Annotated in this window: 11 protein-coding genes; 6 read left to right on the top strand and 5 right to left on the bottom strand. The window is 72.2% G+C overall.

Features of this window, described 5'->3' with window-relative positions; genetic code table 11:
• Positions 1-123: 123 nt before the first annotated feature.
• The 4 genes from IU476_RS26090 to IU476_RS26075 all read right to left on the bottom strand — a co-directional run bounded on the left by IU476_RS26090 (position 124) and on the right by IU476_RS26075 (position 4,606).
• The gene (locus tag IU476_RS26090) at positions 124-975 is read right to left on the bottom strand and encodes an SDR family oxidoreductase (RefSeq protein ID WP_195104341.1); all 852 of its coding nucleotides are present in this window, start codon (positions 973-975) and stop codon (positions 124-126) included.
• Between the two features lie 171 nt (positions 976-1,146).
• Positions 1,147-2,715, bottom strand: a complete 1,569-nt coding sequence (locus IU476_RS26085; protein ID WP_195104338.1) for an MFS transporter — start codon at positions 2,713-2,715, stop codon at positions 1,147-1,149.
• 156 nt (positions 2,716-2,871) lie between these two features.
• Positions 2,872-3,195, bottom strand: a complete 324-nt coding sequence (locus IU476_RS26080; protein ID WP_195104335.1) for a hypothetical protein — start codon at positions 3,193-3,195, stop codon at positions 2,872-2,874.
• 109 nt (positions 3,196-3,304) lie between these two features.
• Entirely contained in the window at positions 3,305-4,606 is a 1,302-nt protein-coding gene (locus tag IU476_RS26075) for an aldehyde dehydrogenase family protein (RefSeq protein ID WP_195104333.1), read from the bottom strand.
• A gap of 351 nt (positions 4,607-4,957) precedes the next feature.
• Between IU476_RS26075 and IU476_RS26070 the strand changes: the two genes are divergently transcribed.
• Together IU476_RS26070 and IU476_RS26065 are read left to right on the top strand one after the other, a co-directional pair.
• Positions 4,958-5,989, top strand: a complete 1,032-nt coding sequence (locus tag IU476_RS26070) for an AraC family transcriptional regulator (RefSeq protein ID WP_195104332.1) — start codon at positions 4,958-4,960, stop codon at positions 5,987-5,989.
• Between the two features lie 89 nt (positions 5,990-6,078).
• Positions 6,079-6,669 (top strand): HdeD family acid-resistance protein, encoded by a 591-nt coding sequence (locus tag IU476_RS26065; RefSeq protein ID WP_195104331.1) that lies wholly within the window; start codon positions 6,079-6,081, stop codon positions 6,667-6,669.
• A gap of 151 nt (positions 6,670-6,820) precedes the next feature.
• Here the strand turns inward: IU476_RS26065 and IU476_RS26060 are convergent, their stop codons facing one another.
• A complete protein-coding gene (locus IU476_RS26060) occupies positions 6,821-8,266 on the bottom strand; it encodes a hypothetical protein (protein WP_195104330.1) in 1,446 nt (481 codons plus the stop codon).
• A 234-nt stretch (positions 8,267-8,500) separates the two neighbouring features.
• On the opposite strand from IU476_RS26060, the gene IU476_RS26055 reads away from it, so the two are divergent.
• The 4 genes from IU476_RS26055 (at position 8,501) to IU476_RS26040 (ending at position 15,376) form a co-directional block, all read left to right on the top strand.
• Positions 8,501-9,880 carry a cytochrome P450 gene (locus IU476_RS26055; RefSeq protein WP_195104328.1) on the top strand — a complete coding sequence of 460 codons (1,380 nt, stop codon included), beginning with the start codon at positions 8,501-8,503 and terminating at the stop codon, positions 9,878-9,880.
• Positions 9,881-9,893: 13 nt separating this feature from the next.
• Entirely contained in the window at positions 9,894-12,164 is a 2,271-nt protein-coding gene (locus IU476_RS37120; protein ID WP_195104319.1) for a sensor histidine kinase, read from the top strand.
• 90 nt (positions 12,165-12,254) lie between these two features.
• Entirely contained in the window at positions 12,255-13,877 is a 1,623-nt protein-coding gene (locus IU476_RS26045) for a GMC family oxidoreductase (RefSeq protein ID WP_195104317.1), read from the top strand.
• Positions 13,874-15,376, top strand: a complete 1,503-nt coding sequence (locus tag IU476_RS26040; RefSeq protein ID WP_195104315.1) for an aldehyde dehydrogenase family protein — start codon at positions 13,874-13,876, stop codon at positions 15,374-15,376. The genes IU476_RS26045 and IU476_RS26040 overlap by 4 nt, the downstream gene beginning before the upstream one ends.
• The last annotated feature ends 1 nt before the right edge of the window (position 15,377 follow it).

Genomic DNA, 15,377 nt, shown 5'->3' with positions numbered 1-15,377 from the left:
TTTCAACAGGGCCAAGCACTGGCGGGCGGTGGCCACGCGCTACGACAAGCTCGCAATCACTTACCGCGCCGGATTCGTCCTGGCCCTGGTCGTCGAATGGCTCAAATTATTGGGAGACACGACCTAGCGCTCGAAGTGCGCGCGGTGGGCCAGTACCCACTCGCGGAACGTGCGCGGCGGACGGCCGGTGACGATGTCGACCGTCGGGTGCACCACGGAGGTGAACGACTCCAGGGCCGTCGCGCGCAGCGCCATGATGGCGTCGGCCATGTCGGGTTCGACGCCGAACCCCAGCAGTGCGGCCCGCGCCTGCGCCGGTGTGGTCTCGACGTAGCGCAGCGGGCGGCCGAGCACCTCGGCGATGATGCCGGTCTGTTCGCCCGGGGTGAGCGCTTGTGGCCCGCTGAGGGTGTAGATGCTCGCCTCGTGGCCGGGTTCGGTGAGGGCTTTCGTTGCGACAGCGGCGATGTCGTGCGGGTCGACGACGGCGATCCGGCCTTGCCCGTACGGCGCGTAGACGGTGTCGTGGTCGCGGACCGTGGGCGCCCAGTGCAGCGCGTTGGCCATGAAACCCAAGGGGCGCACCATGGTCCAGGCCACGCCGCTGTCCCGCACCGCCCGTTCCCCCGCCCGGTGCCATGCCGGTATCGGGTCGGTCGCCGCCGCGTCCCCGGCCCGTCCGGACGACAGCTTCACGATGTGCGAGACACCGGCCCGAGCGGCGGCGCGTGCGACGGCGGCGTCGTGCGCCGGCAGGTCGGGGCCCGACGACAGCAGGAAGACCCGATCCGCTCCGGCGAGCGCGTCCGCCGGACTGTCGGGCTCACCGAGATCCGCGCGCACCACCTCCGCGCCCGCGGGCAGCTGCGCGCGCTCGGGTCGCCGAGTCAGGGCCCGCACCCGCGCACCCGTCGCGAGTAGCTGGTCGACCACGAGGCGGCCGACGGTTCCGGTGGCTCCGGTGACGACGATCATGAGCACTCCTTGTTCGGTGAGCGCGGGCAATCCCGCACCACCGACCTTGAAGTCGTCCGACGGATCAATCCACCGAAGCCGCGCAAACCGCCACACAGCCGCCATCGACCGCGCACGGCTGCGCTGTTTCCTCCTGGATCGAGGTTCGAAGACTCGAATTCCTCCCAGCGTTCAGAGCGATTCGCGGCTTCCGCGCCCGGGCAGCGGCAGCACCGCAACCACCAGCGCCCCGGCCAGCAATGCGACAGCGGCGATCGACAGACCGGTCCCGGAGCCGGTGCCGGGCGCGGCGACACCCGACGTCACCTCCGCCGCACTCGGGCCGAACCGCACCGCGACACTCAGTCCGACACCGAAACCCACTTGCGCCACAATGATTTTCAGCGCCGCGGCCGATCCCGCCCGGCGTGGCGGCACCGCCGACAGCAGCACCACCGACTGCGGATTCTGCGCCCACATCACGCCGAATCCGACGAGCGCGCACAGCGTCGAGTACACCCACAGTTCGGTCCCAGCGCCGGATCGCGCCAATGCCAGGAAGCCCAGTCCGCAGCACAGCAGACCGGTGCTGTAGAGCGCCCGCACCGGGATCCGGTACTCCTGCGCCTGCGCCGACAGCACCGCCCCGAGCACCATGCCCAGGTAGAGCGGCACGACGACGACCAGTGCCATCGAAGTCGACAGGCCGCGATCGGCGCGCAGCGCCTCGGCGATCCGCACGGCGGCGACCGCGGTGGCGAACCCGGTCAGCGCACCGACCAGACATGCCGCGGCGACCGGGCCGGAAGTGAAGGGCCACCACCGCACTCGCGCCGCCCGGCGGCGCAGCTCGTGCCAGCCACACAGCGCGAACAGCGCCGCGGAGCCGACCACAGCGGCCACTGCGGGCACATCGGTCCACCCGCGCCGCGCGGCCCACCCGACGCCACCGGCGAGACCGGCCAGCGCGACCGTGAGCAGCGCCAGGCTCGCAATGCCCAGCGGCCGCGGCCCACCCGCCCGCGAATCCGGGACCGTGCACCACCCGGCCGCCACCAGCACCGCCGCCACCACGGCGATCAGGAAATAGCCCGTGCGCCAGGTGGTTTCGTCGATCAGGCCGCCGCCGAGCACGGTGCCGCACAACACCGCCACCGACTGCACACTCAGCCACACCCCGAACACCCGCGCCAGTTCCCGCGGCGCGAACAGCGCCGGCACGATCGCCAGGGCCATCGCGGCGCTCGCGGCGAGACCCACGCCGGTGAGCGCCCGGCCGAGCAGGAAAACGCCGGGACCCGAGGCATAGGCGGCGGCGACGCCACCGGCGGCGACCAGCGCGCCCCCGGCCAGCAGCATCCGTCGCCGCCCGAGCCGATCGCCGTACAGTCCGGCGACGAGCACACCCGCCGACACGCACAGCGCGCCGAGAACCGTTGCGAGCGTGGACATCCGAGAGTCCATCGCGAAGTACTCCGCGACTCGCGGCGCGGCGACCGCGTCGACCACGGTATCGGCGCCCAGCAGACCCGAGAGCAGCGCGACGGTCACCAGCGCGAGCGCCCGCCGGTGGGGCAGCGCCCGCACCTGGGCGGGCCAGGTCTGCGCCTGCGGGACGCCCGCCGGCGCTGCCTCTCGCGTGCGCGGCGCGGCCGGGCGGATTCGAGGCGCGAGCCGCCCGCCGGTCCGCGGTGGCAAATGCACGGCACCCGGTACGGCCCAGCCCGCGAGGGAGGGTGGTACCGCCTGTGAATCGGACATGACCGGCCTCCTCGCCACACCTGCTTACCCGGTAACGCCTGGTGGATGGCAACGCTCAGAAGCCGAGTATCCGAGAGCGAAACACGGGTATGCAAGATCAGACGACAATCGGAGACCGAAGAGCAATCATCCGGACAACTCCGGGCCCCGGGCGAGTCAGCGCGGCTTGATGCGCCCCGCGGCGACCAGCGCCTGGTAGGCCGCCGTCTTGCGCGGGCAGTCCCCGACCGTGCAGTCGAGGTGCAACTGCATGGTGCGGTGCGCCGCGGCCACCTCGAACGGGCGGTCCGGCGCGGCATGGGACAGCGCGGCGGACACCGGCGGCGCGGGCGGGACCGATTCGGCCAGCAGCCGCTCGCGGATCTCGGCGACGGAGGTGCGGCCGGTGGGCAGTCGCTGCGGTCGCACGTTCAGCACCACGACCGCCATCGCGCCGACCAGGACCATGGTGGCCGCGAAAACCTGCCAGCTGCCCATCATTTCACCTCCCCCGCGGCCGAAGTGGAAGTGTCGGACGGATATTCGCAACAGGTGTTCATGACTCTCTCATGGATTCCGAATTACCTTGATGCAGCGGACATTCCGGGCACTAGGCGTACCCGGGCGGCGCGAGGTGGACCGAGACGTCGTTGCGCCCCGCCCGCGCCGCCAGCAGCCGACCGGCGACGTACCGCCCGGCCGCGTCATCGGCGGTCCACACGCTCACACAGGGACCGCACGGGTCGTTGGCCAGGGCCGTGGCCGCCTCGGCGGAGGCGACCCGGACCACCGGCAGGATCGGGCCCAGCGTCTGCTGGGTCAGCACGCTCATCGACGGGTCGGCGTCGGCCAGCACGGTCGGCGCGAACACCTGGCCCTCGGCCGTGCCGCCGATTCGCAGCGTGGCGCCCTTGGCCAGCGCGTCGCGCACCTGATCGTCGAGGTGGCGGACGTGCGCCGCCGAGGTCATCGGCTCCCGGCGGGGATCGTCGGGGTCCTCGGCGCCGAACGCGGCGGCCTCGGCGGCCAGCCGATCGACGAATTCGTCGTAGACCGCCGCCTCGACGAACACCCGCTCGATGCTGTGGCAGCTCTGCCCCGCGTCGGCGAACCCGCCCAGCGCGATGCCGGCGGCCGCCGCGCCCAGGTCGGCGTCGGCCAGCACGATCGCCGACGACTTCCCGCCCAGCGCGAGGCGACAGGGCACCAGCCGCGCGGCCGCCCGCAGCGCCACCACCTTCCCGGTCTCCGGGGAGCCGGTGAAGTGCACGTAGTCGACGCTGTCGACCACCGCCGGACCTGCCTCGTGACCGGCGACGAATTCCAGCACCGGCGGCGCGCCGAGCCGCGCCCAGCCGTCGGCGACCGCGCGCACGGTCAGCGGGGTGACCGTGGAGGGCTTGACCAGCACCGCGGAACCGGCCATCAGCGCCGGCACCGCGTCGAACAGGGTCGACGCCAGCGGGTAGGTCCAGGGCGACAGGACACCGACCACCGCGCAGGGGCGGTAGGTGATCGAAAGCTGCAACGCGACACTCGGGTTGCCGTGCGAACGCTGCCACGGCGCGCCGAGAAAGTCGGCACCATGCGTGCGATGGTAGTCCACCGCGTCGATGCCGAGGCGCAATTCCCGCAAAGCCGCGGCAACCGACTTTCCGGTTTCCGACGCCAGCAGCTCGGCCAGCATTTCCCCGTTGGCAGACAACCATTCCCGGAATCGCGTCAGCCAATGCACGCGGCGGACGACGCCCATTGCCCGCCAGGAGATCTGGGCGGTGCGCAGCGAGCTCGTCACCGCGCGAACGTGTTCGGGCGAATGGGCGGGCAGGATGCCCAGCGTCCGGCCGTCGCCGGGCGCGATCACGGTGATCCGGGCTTCCCCGGCGGTATTCGGACAGGTGGTGGACAGCATTCGACTCACTCCGGGCGTGATGACTGCGGCACGATCACACCGCCACCGCGGGCACGGCACAACAGGGGACGAATGTCCGGGTGGAGAAGAATGCGCCGGTTGCGGTGCGGCATGTCGAAAACCGTATGACTGGGGCAATTTCGCAACCAGCGGGCAATGGGCCAGGTTCGGGCTAATATCGGCCGCTCCCAGCAAACCTACCGGGCAGTAAGCGGCGCCGGGGCGACGCCGCCCGCACGCCGGTCGTGCGAGCGCACGGCGCGAACGCCGGAGCCGCTGCGGCGCACACCATTATCGGATCGATCAGCGGATTCGGGCCAACGGAGCGCAAATCTCTGCGACGATGCGTAGGTGAACGAGCCTGCGGCGGTGCGATCGATCAACGGTGTGGCATTGCTGGCGGACTACGCGGTCACGCGCGGTCTGCGCATGCCGGATATCCTGCGGGGCAGCGGGATTCGGGAAGAACAGTTGCAGGATCCGGGCGGCGAGATCACGCTCGACCAGGAACTCACCCTGTTGCGCAACGTCGTCGACGGCGTGCACAACGAGCCCGGCCTGGGCCTGATGGCCGGGTTGCTGTGCCACCCGCCGTCTTTCGGCGTCCTCGGGTTCGCCGTGATGAGCAGTCCCACCCTGCGCCACGCCGCCGACATCGGCGTGCGCTACGCGGACCTGTGGTTCACCATCGCCCGGCACGGCCTGGTCGAGCACGGCGACGAGCTGTGGCTGGTCCGCGACGACAGCGGCGTGCCGCCCGACCTGCGCCGGTTCACCCTCGAACGGGACTTCTCGGCCATCGCCACCATCCAGCAGGACCTGGTGCCGATGCGGGTGCCCACCCTGCGCGTCGAGGTGACGGTGGAGCCGCACCCGGTCTACGAGATGTTCGCGACGATGCTCGGCGTCGACAAGATCACCTTCGGCGCCCCGCGCTCGCTCATGGCCTGGCACCGCAGCACACTGGATGTCGCTCTGCCACAGGCGAATGCGGCGACGGCGCGCTTCTACGAGCAGCAGTGCGCGGACATCATGCAGCGCCGCCGCAGCCGCGGGGGCGTGAGCGGCAAGGTGCGCGAACTGCTGATCCGCCACGGCGGCGTGACCGACCAGGCCCGCGTCGCCGCCGATCTCGATGTCAGCGTGCGCACCCTGCGCCGCCGGCTCGCCGACGAGGGCACCACCTTCCGCGAACTCAGCAACGAGACCGTGGGCATGCTCGCCGAGGAACTACTCGTGGCCGGACTGACCGTGGAGAACGTCGCGGACCGGCTCGGCTACTCCAGCGTGTCCGCCTTCACCTCCGCCTTCCGCTCCTGGAAGGGCCAGCCGCCGGGCCATTTCGCGCGCGTACACCGCGGACGCGCCATCGCGCGGGTATAGCACGGCCGCCGGCAAATTCCCGGCCACCGTAATGAGTTCGAGACTGGCTAATAATGTGCTATTGACTGTTCTGGACTTATCCTGCCCAGATGACACCCAGCAAAGAAGGAGTTTTCGAAGGGCCGCTGCATCAACTGGCCCGTGGCGCGTGGCAGTCGCTCGCCCTCATCGGCGTGCTGTCGGTGGTCGTCGGCATCATCGTGCTGGTCTGGCCCGGGCCGACGCTCGTGGTCGCCGGCATTCTGTTCGGCATCTATCTGCTGGTCTCCGGGATCTTCCAGCTGGTGGCGGCCTTCGGTCCGCACGTCGGCACCGGTATGCGAATGCTGTCCATCCTCAGCGGCGCCCTGGCGTTCATCCTGGCGTTCTTCAGTTTCCGGCACATCGGCGACGCGATCGTGCTGCTGGCGCTGTGGATCGGCATCAGCTGGCTGTTCCGCGGGATCGCGGTGCTTATCGGCGGCGCGGAGGTGCCGTCGGGCGTGCCGGGGCGCGGCTGGGCGATCTTCTACGGCATCGTGCTGCTGATCGGCGGCATCGTGCTGGTGGTGTGGCCGATCAGCTCGATCGTCACGCTGACCCTGGTGGCCGGGTGGTGGCTGATCGTCATGGGCATCGTCGATTTCATCTATGCCTTCCAGGTGCGCGGGGCCGCCAAGCACACGCCCGCCCAGGTCTGAGTCACCCGCGGTCCCGGCAGGGACGGCCGGGCAGGCATCGCAGAACGCCGCGGCGCCGATGTTCGGCCGCCCCGGGTGCCGGCGGCGGCGCTCGTGGTCGGCCGGGCACGGTGACCGGGCGAAGACTGTCCGCGCGACGCGGAATCGCCGGTCACGTCGCCGCCGCGATGCGGAACAGACCGGTGGTGGTGCCCTGGTACTGGGTGCCGTCGGGGGCGATCGAGCCGACCATCTGAAGGGTGTCGACGAGCATGCCGACGCCGATCTCCTGCCGGGTCCGCACGGCCCCGGTCGCGGCGTCGATCACCGTGTAGCCGAACGAGTCCGCAGGCGTGGTGGTGCCGCCGGGCAGTGCGGTGCGGCGGTCGACGGTGTAGATGTTGCCGTCGGCTCGCGACAGTCGCGGTACGGCCGCCGACGCGACGTCGCCGGTCCAGCGCACCGCGCAACCCGACCCCGACGGATCGATGTCGACGCGGGCCATGCCGCCGGTGAAGGCGGCCGCGGGCGGCTCGCTGGGTCCGCTGGCGCCGGCGGGGTACGGATAGCCGTAGGTGCTCGCCACGAAGACGCTGCTGCCCGCGCCGATCGGCGAGTTCTCCGTCCCGCTCGCGCCCGGCGGCAGCACCGCAACCGAGCACACCTCGCGGCCCGTCGCGGCGTCGAACACCAGCAGATGCTCCTGGGGGACGGCGTTGTCGGTGATCGTCACGTAGTCCGCGCCCGTGCGCGGGCCGAAGAACGTCGGGGTGGCACCGGTCCCCCAGGCGAGCTGTCCCGGCTTGCGGGCCGGCCCGCGATCGTAGGCCCGGCTCCAGATCACCTGCGGCACACCGGTTCCGTCCGCCCGGATCAGATACAGGGCGCGGTCGGAAGCGACCGCTACTCCGGACGCGGCGGCGGCGATGCTGTTGGCGACCGGGCCGTCCAACGTGATCGCCTGCGTCGCTTCGGTTTCCGGGTCGAGGTAACCGGCTCGGCCGTGCTCGGTGGCGAACCAGATCCGGCCGTTCCGGTCCGGGACCAGCGATTCCAGCGCGTCGCAGCCGGGCGCGCCGCACGGCCGGGTGACCGCGTCCGCCACCGAGACCGTGCGGCGGGCGAACAGTCGCCAGGCGCCGTCGGGCGCTCGGTCGTGACCGATCCAGGTGATGGCGTCGCCACCGGTCGCGGCCACGAAATCCCCTGCGGCGTCGAGGTATCCGTAGACGCCGCCGAGCAGGCCGCCCGCGCCCAGACGCAGCGACGCCACCGGGTCGCCAGTGGCCGGATCGAGCAGGTACAGCACCGGCGCGCGGGTGGCGATGTCGGTGCACAGCGCCTGGGGCATCGCGTCCGCGCCGATCAGGATGGTCGGGCAGGCCGCGCCCAGCTCGACGAAACGGGCTCGGACCGGGCCGATTCCGGGACCGGGATGCGGGGTGGTGTCCGAGGCCTCGGCGTCGCCGTGCATCGTCGCGGTCCCCGGCGGGCCGAGCCGATCGTGCGGCGGCTGCGGGCCGAAGTCCTCGGCAAGGGCACCGCCGCAGGCCGATCCGGCCGTGACGGCGACCGCCGCGAGCAGAATCGCGAACCGCTTCCATCCCCGCACTCGCATGCCCGGGAGATTAACGCGGCCGCGTTGCCGCCGGTCACCCGGCACGCCCCCACATCTCGGGTCTTCGCAGCCCTGCCACGCGCGGTCAGACTGGTCGATGATCAATGCTCGGGGGCAGATGATCAGCACTCGCACGCCGGCCGGAGTTTCGTCGAGAGGACGGCGATCACCGGCCGGCACGGCTTTCGGGGCGGATGCGGTGCTGGGTACACCGACAACACGGGAGGATTGTCGATGATGGACCGGAGCAGCGCCGTACCCGCGGCGCACCCGCCACGCAGCAGCCGCTTCGCGCCGTTCGGCGAACTGGTCACCATGATGCGCGACCCGCTGGCCGTGATGCAGCGGCTCGCGGCCGAATGCGGGCCGATCACGGAATTCCGGATCGGCCCGGCCCGCGCGGTCCTGGTGGCCGCGCCGGACCCGATCCACGAGGTGCTCGTCGGTAACGCCGCCGACTTCGGCCGCGCCCGCGCGATGGTGCTGGGGTTGTGGCCGGCGTTGCGCAACGGCCTGGTCGTCTCGGAGGGGGACCTGCATCAGCGCCAGCGCGGGCTGATCGGGCCGCTGTTCACCCCGCGCCGGATGACCGCCTACGTCGACGCCGTCGCCGCCCACGTGCACGCCCACCTGAACCGGTGGTCGGCGGCCGGGCGGTTCGACGCGCTCGCGGCCATGCAGCGCCTGACCCACGACATCATGGGCGAACTGTTCGCGGGCGAGGCGCTGGCCGACGACGAGGAGGCGCTCGCGGCGATCACCCGGATCTTCGACTGGGAGATCCGTTTACTGAGCCGCCCGATCGTGGCGCCGCTGTTCGTCCCGACCCGGCGCAATCGCGCCTTCGTGCGCGACATCGCCTACATCCGCGGCCGGGTCGGCGAGCTGGTGCGGGCGCGCCGCAGCGGCGCCGAGACCGGGAACGACATCCTGCAGGCCCTGGTCGAGGCGCGCGACGACGCCGGTGCGATGGACTTCGACCAGCTCGTGGACGAGACCATCAACCTGTGGGCCTCCGGCATCGAGACCTCCTCCGACGCCCAGTTCTGGACCGCCTACGCGCTGTCGCGGCATCCCGACGTGGCCGAGCAGGCGCGCGCCGAGGTCGACCGCGTGCTCGGCGGGCGGTTGCCGACCGCCGCGGACCTGCCGAACCTGCCGTACTGCCTGCAGGTGTTCAAGGAGACCATGCGGCTGTACTCGCCGGCCCCGGCCTTCCTGCGACAAGCGGTGCGCGACACCACGATCGGCGGCTGTCACGTGCGCCGCGGCACGGTCGTGTTCGTCGCCCCGTACGTGATGCACCGCTCGCCCGAGTGGTATCCGCGGCCGCTGGTGTTCGATCCCGAGCGCTTCGCGCCCGACCGGAAACTGCCGCGGCACGCCTACCTGCCGTTCGGCGCGGGCCGGCACGTCTGCGTCGGGTCCGCGCTGGCGCTGCTGGAGGGGCAGGTCTTCACGGCCGCGCTGCTGAACTCGGGCACGTTGCGCCTGCACGACGGCGAGTCGGTGCGGCCGCACCTGCAGACCAATCTGCGCCCGCGCGACCGCGCGTACGCGGTGTACGAGACGCGCGACGAGATACCGGTGGGTGGTTCGCCCGCATGCGTCTGACCCGGATGGCGCCGTGACCGCTGCCCCGACCGAATTCGCCGGTGCGCGAGTGGGTCCGGCGACGGCGCGGATCACCCGCTCGGCGGCGCTGCTCGTCGGCGCGGTCGGCGTGCTGCTCGGGCCGGCGGTGGCCCGGGAGGCGTGGCAGCAGGCCCGGTTCCTGGCGTGGTGGTGGACGCCGCTGGCCGCGGCCGTGGTGTTCGGGAGCTGCCTCGCGCTGGCGGTACTGGCGTTCGTGGCGCCGCTGCGGGTGGTGCGCGGCATGTGCGGCGGGGTCGCGGCCGCCATGCTGATCGCGATCGTGTTGCTGCCGTTGGCCGTTCGCCACCCCGAACTGCGCGACGACCCGTTCTGGCTGCTGCGCACCGCGGCGCCCGGGGCCGCCGCCGGTGCGCTGGTGTGGCGGCCGCGGGTGGCGGCCGTGGCGCTGGTGCTGGTCGTGGCCGGGAGCGCGGCGGCCAACGGCCTGCTCCAGGGCGGCGTGCGGGCGTTGCCGCTGCTGCTGGACTTCAGCCGCAACTTCGGGATCGCGGGGCTGCTCACCTGGGGCCTGGTCACCGTGCTGCGGGCGGCGGCCACCCTCGACGAGGAGTCCGCGCGTGCCGAGCGCGACGCCGCCCAGGTGGCCGCCGCCGACGCGAAAAGCCGTGAGCGCGCGCGGTTCTCGGCGATCATCCACGACGACGTGATGTCCACGCTGCTGGACGCCTCGCGCGGGCGCGACGCCGCCGCGCTGGGCCGCCTGGCCCGCCGCACGCTGGGCCGGTTCGACGAATTCCGGCGCATCGACGAGCGCGGCGACCTGGACGCGGTGCGCGCGATCGGGATGCTGCGCGCGACGGTGTCGGCGGTCAACCCCGGCATCGCGTTCCGGTCCAAGCGGCTCACCGGCTTCGCGCGGCTGCGGGTGCCCGCCGACGTCGGCGACACCATCGCCGCGGCGCTGGCCGAGGCGGTGCGCAACAGCCTGCGGCACGGCGGCGGGGTCGGGCGGCGGGTGCACCGCGAGGTCACCGTCACCGTCGGCACGGGTGCGCTGCGGGTCGAAATGCGGGACGACGGCGCGGGTTTCGACACCGAGGAGGTGCCCGCGCACCGGCTCGGGGTGCGGCGCAGCATTCTCGCGCGGATGGCCGATCTGCCCGGCGGCGCGGCGTTCGTGGAATCCGCGCCGGGCCAGGGGACGACGGTCACGCTGGTGTGGGTGCATCCGAGCACCGGTGAGCGGGAACCGGATCCGGGCCCCGAGACCTCCGGCGCGACGGCGGCGGAACGCTGGGATCTGCGCGGCCTGCTCGGGTTGCGGGGCCGGCAGGGCGCGCTCGTGACGGCCGTGCTGCTGGCGACCATCGCCTCGATCTCGGTGTCGAATCTGCGGGCCTTCCCGGACCACCGGGGCGCGATCCTGGTGGCGTACACCGTGATCGGGGCCGCGGCGGTGGTTACGCTGGCCGTGGACACCGAACCCTTCCCGCGGCTGCTCGCGGCGGCGGTGGCGGCCGCCGGGCCGCTGTCCACCGGGATCGCCTACCACCACGTGGACGCGGCGCGGGTGCACGAGTTCGTCTGGACGGTCTACGCCACCTCGGTGGTGCTGTGCTTCCTGGCGGTCCGCGGGCGCAGCGGGTTCGCCGTGGCCGGGATCGTCGCGACGACGCTCGTCGCGATGTTCGACATCGGGCTCGGGACCCAGGGCATCTCGATGTCGATGACGCCGCTCATCATCGTCGTCACCGGCATCCTCATAGCGGCGATCGCCCGTTCCACCCTGGGCGCGCTGCGCCGCCTCGCCGACGAGTCCGCGTCGGGTGCCGCGGCCCGGGCCACGCTGCGCGCGCAGGGCGAGGAACGCGCCCGCCAGCTGGAGCGGCTCGACGACCGCGCCCGCCCGATGCTCGAACGCATCGCCGCCGGCGACGGCCTCACCGACACCGAACGCTACGAATCCCGCCTGCTGGAAGCCGAACTGCGCGACGGCCTGCGCGCCCCCGCCCTCACCACCGCCGCCCTGGCCGCCGCCACCCGCGGCGCCCGCAGCCGCGGCGTGGAGGTCCTGCTGCTCGACGACGGCGGCCTCGCCGACGCCCCCGACACCGCCGTGGCCGCCGTCCTCACCGAGGTAGCCCAGCAACTCGACAAGGCCAACGCCGGCGCCGTCACCGTCCGCATCCTCCCACCCGCCCGCCCCGTCCTCGCCACCATCCTCATCGACGCCCCCACCGAACTACGCCGCATAGAAATAGACCACCACGGCACCACCCACACCCTCATAGACCCCACCTGACCGCGACGCGGGGTGGGATCGGGCGAATCGGAACGGTGGGGGTGGGTGGGGCGTGACAATGGGGCGTTCGCTGCTTGACAGGAGGACGGGATGACCGGCCGGGAATCGTTCGATTACGTGGTGGTGGGGGCCGGGAGCGCGGGGTGTGTGCTCGCGCATCGGCTGACCGAGGATGCGGCGGTTTCGGTGCTGCTGCTGGAGGCGGGACCGGTCGATGATGCCGAGGAGATTCGGATACCGGCGGCGTGGGGGACGTTGCTGGGGACGCGGTGGGACTGGCGGTACGAGACGACGCCGCAGAAGTATCTGGGCGGGCGGCGGGCGTACTGGCCGCGGATGAAGGGGCTCGGCGGCTGTTCGTCGATGAACGCGATGATCTACATCCGCGGCAACCCGGCCGACTACGACGGCTGGCGGCGCGACTTCGGCGCGGTGGGCTGGAGTTACGAGGAGGTGCTGCCGTATTTCGTTCGCGCGGAGACCAATACGGGCCTGCGCTCGCCGTACCACGGCGGCGCCGGACCGCTGCACGTGGAGAACCGCCGCTACACCCACGAACTCACCGACGCCTGGATCGAGGCGGCGGTCGCCGCGGGCCTGCCGCGCACCGACGACTTCAACGGCGCGTCCCAGGACGGCGTGGGCCGCTACCAGGTCACTCACCGCAACGGCCGCCGCTGGTCGACGGCCGACGGCTATCTGCGCCCGGCGCTGTCGCGGCCCAACCTGACCGTGCGCACCGACTCGCTCGCCACCCGGATCGTGTTCGACGGCACCCGCGCGATCGGCGTCACCTATCTGCGGGCGGGCGCCGAGCACACCGCGTACGCCGACGCCGAGGTGCTGCTGTCCGGCGGCGCGGTGAATTCGCCGCAGCTGCTGCTGCTTTCGGGGGTCGGCCCGGCCGCGCACCTGCGCGAGACCGGCATCGACGTGGTGGCGGACCTGCCCGGCGTCGGCGAGAACCTGCACGACCATCCCGCCACGCCGATGCTCTGGCGCACCCGCGGCACCTCGGATCTGGCGCAGTTCGAGACGCCGCTGCGGCTGGGTCAGTGGCAGGCCTTCGGGCGCGGTCCGCTGACCTCGAATATCGGTGAGGGCGGCGGTTTCTCGCGCGTCGGCCCCGACGCGCAGGCACCGGACATGCAGTACCACGTCGCGCCGACCGCGTTCTACGACAACGGACTCCACGAGAACGTCGCGCCGATGTTCACCGCCGGGCCGACGCTGGTCGAGGTGCACAGCCGCGGCCGCCTGCGGTTGCGCTCGGCCGATCCGCGCTGGAAACCGGACATGGACCCGGCCTACTTCTCCGATGCCCGCGACCTGGACACCCTGCTGGCCGGCATGCGGCAGCTCGCCGAGATCGCGCGGCAGCAGCCCTTGGCGAAATACCTGGAGTGCCCGCACCTTCCGGCCGATCCCGCCGACGAGCAGGCCCTGCGCGCGCACGCCGAACGCTGGACCCAGACGCTGTTCCACCCCGTGGGCACCTGCGCGATGGGCACCGGCGAGACGGCGGTGGTGGATCCGCAACTGCGGGTACACGGCCTGGAGAACCTGCGCGTCGTCGACGCCTCGATCATGCCGCGCATCGTCCGCGGCAACACCAACGCGCCCACGGTCATGATCGGCGAGAAGGCCGCCGACCTGATTCGCGGCCGGGACCGCTCGGCGAACGCGACCGCGGCGAAGGAGAGCAGCCGATGACCACCTTCGACGAAACCACCACCGCGCGAGCGACTTTCGAGGTCCGCAACCCCGGCACGGGCGACCTGGTCGGCACCTACCCGGTGCAGACCGACGAGGACGCCGCCGCGGCCGTCGCGCGGGCCCGCACCGCCTTCGCCTGGTGGTCCGGGCTCGGCTACGCCCAGCGCGCGGACCGGCTCGCCCGCTTCGCCGGTGTGCTGGCCCGCCGCACCAACCAGCTCGCGGCCGTCGTCCACGACGAGACCGGCAAGCCGTACTCCGACGGCGCGCTCGAGGTGGGCCTGGCGCTGGACCACCTGAAGTGGGCGGGCAGAAACGCGCGAAAGGTGCTGGGGCGCAGTCGCGCCGGGGTCGGTCTCCTGACCTTCGACCAAGCCGCGTCGGTCGAGTACAAGCCGCTGGGCGTCGTCGGCGTGATCGGCCCGTGGAACTATCCGGTGTTCACCCCGCTCGGCTCGATCGTCTACGCGCTGGCCGCCGGGAACGCGGTGGTCTTCAAGCCGAGCGAGTTCAGTCCCGGCGTGGGGCGCTGGTTGGTGGACATGTTCGCGGAGGTCGTCCCCGAACAGCCTGTGCTGCAACTGCTCACCGGCGACGGCGGCACCGGCGCGGCGCTGTGCCGGGCGGGCGTGGACAAGATCGCCTTCACCGGCTCGACCGACACCGCCAAGCGGGTGATGGCGGTGTGCGCCGAATCCCTCACTCCCCTGGTGGCCGAGTGCGGCGGCAAGGATGTGCTGATCGTCGACGAGGACGCCGATCTCGACAGCGCGGCCGCCGCCGCGGTGTGGGCGGGCATGGCCAATGCCGGGCAGTCCTGCATCGGCACCGAGCGGGTGTACGTGCATCAGCGGGTGTACGACGCGTTTCTGGAAAAACTTGTGGCACAAGCGAATTCCGTACACGCGGGCACGGACGCCGCGGCCCGGATCGGCCCGATCACCATGCCGAGGCAGGTCGAGGTGATCCGGCGGCACCTCCAGGACGCCGTGGCCCGCGGCGGCCGCGCGCTCACCGGCGGCGTGAGCGCGATCTCCGGGCAGGTGGTGCAGCCCACCGTGCTGGTGGACGTGCCCGAGGACGCGCTCGCCGTCACCGAGGAGACCTTCGGCCCCACCCTGACGGTGGCGAAGGTGGCCGATATGGACGAGGCGGTCGAGCGGGCGAACGCGAGCCGCTACGGACTGTCCGCGGCGGTGTACTCCGTCGCCCGCGGCCGCGAGCTGGCCGACCGGCTGCGCACCGGCATGGTCGGCGTCAACGCGGTATTCAACGTGCCGCGGATCCCGTCGCTGCCGTTCGGCGGGGTCGCGGACTCGGGATTCGGGCGCATCCACGGCCCGGACGGCCTGCGCGAGTTCACCTTCGCGCACGCCGTGGCCCGGCAGCGTTTCGCCCCGCTGCTGGCGCTCACCACCTTCGACCGCACGCCGAGCACCGACGCGCTGGTCGCCAAGGCGCTGACCCTGCTACACGGCCGCCGCCGCTGGCAGTGAC

Source organism: Nocardia blacklockiae, assembly GCF_015477355.1.
Classification (GTDB): domain Bacteria; phylum Actinomycetota; class Actinomycetes; order Mycobacteriales; family Mycobacteriaceae; genus Nocardia; species Nocardia blacklockiae.
This window is presented reverse-complemented; position numbering and strand designations above follow the sequence as displayed.

Excerpts from the sequence above, each read along its gene's own strand:
- IU476_RS26090 (WP_195104341.1), bottom strand. The coding sequence starts at position 975 with ATGATCGTCGTCACCGGAGCCACCGGAACCGTCGGCCGCCTCGTGGTC.
- IU476_RS26085 (WP_195104338.1), bottom strand. The coding sequence starts at position 2,715 with ATGTCCGATTCACAGGCGGTACCACCCTCCCTCGCGGGCTGGGCCGTA.
- IU476_RS26080 (WP_195104335.1), bottom strand. The coding sequence starts at position 3,195 with ATGATGGGCAGCTGGCAGGTTTTCGCGGCCACCATGGTCCTGGTCGGC.
- IU476_RS26075 (WP_195104333.1), bottom strand. The coding sequence starts at position 4,606 with ATGCTGTCCACCACCTGTCCGAATACCGCCGGGGAAGCCCGGATCACC.
- IU476_RS26065 (WP_195104331.1), top strand. The coding sequence starts at position 6,079 with ATGACACCCAGCAAAGAAGGAGTTTTCGAAGGGCCGCTGCATCAACTG.
- IU476_RS26060 (WP_195104330.1), bottom strand. The coding sequence starts at position 8,266 with ATGCGAGTGCGGGGATGGAAGCGGTTCGCGATTCTGCTCGCGGCGGTC.
- IU476_RS26055 (WP_195104328.1), top strand. The coding sequence starts at position 8,501 with ATGATGGACCGGAGCAGCGCCGTACCCGCGGCGCACCCGCCACGCAGC.
- IU476_RS26045 (WP_195104317.1), top strand. The coding sequence starts at position 12,255 with ATGACCGGCCGGGAATCGTTCGATTACGTGGTGGTGGGGGCCGGGAGC.
- IU476_RS26040 (WP_195104315.1), top strand. The coding sequence starts at position 13,874 with ATGACCACCTTCGACGAAACCACCACCGCGCGAGCGACTTTCGAGGTC.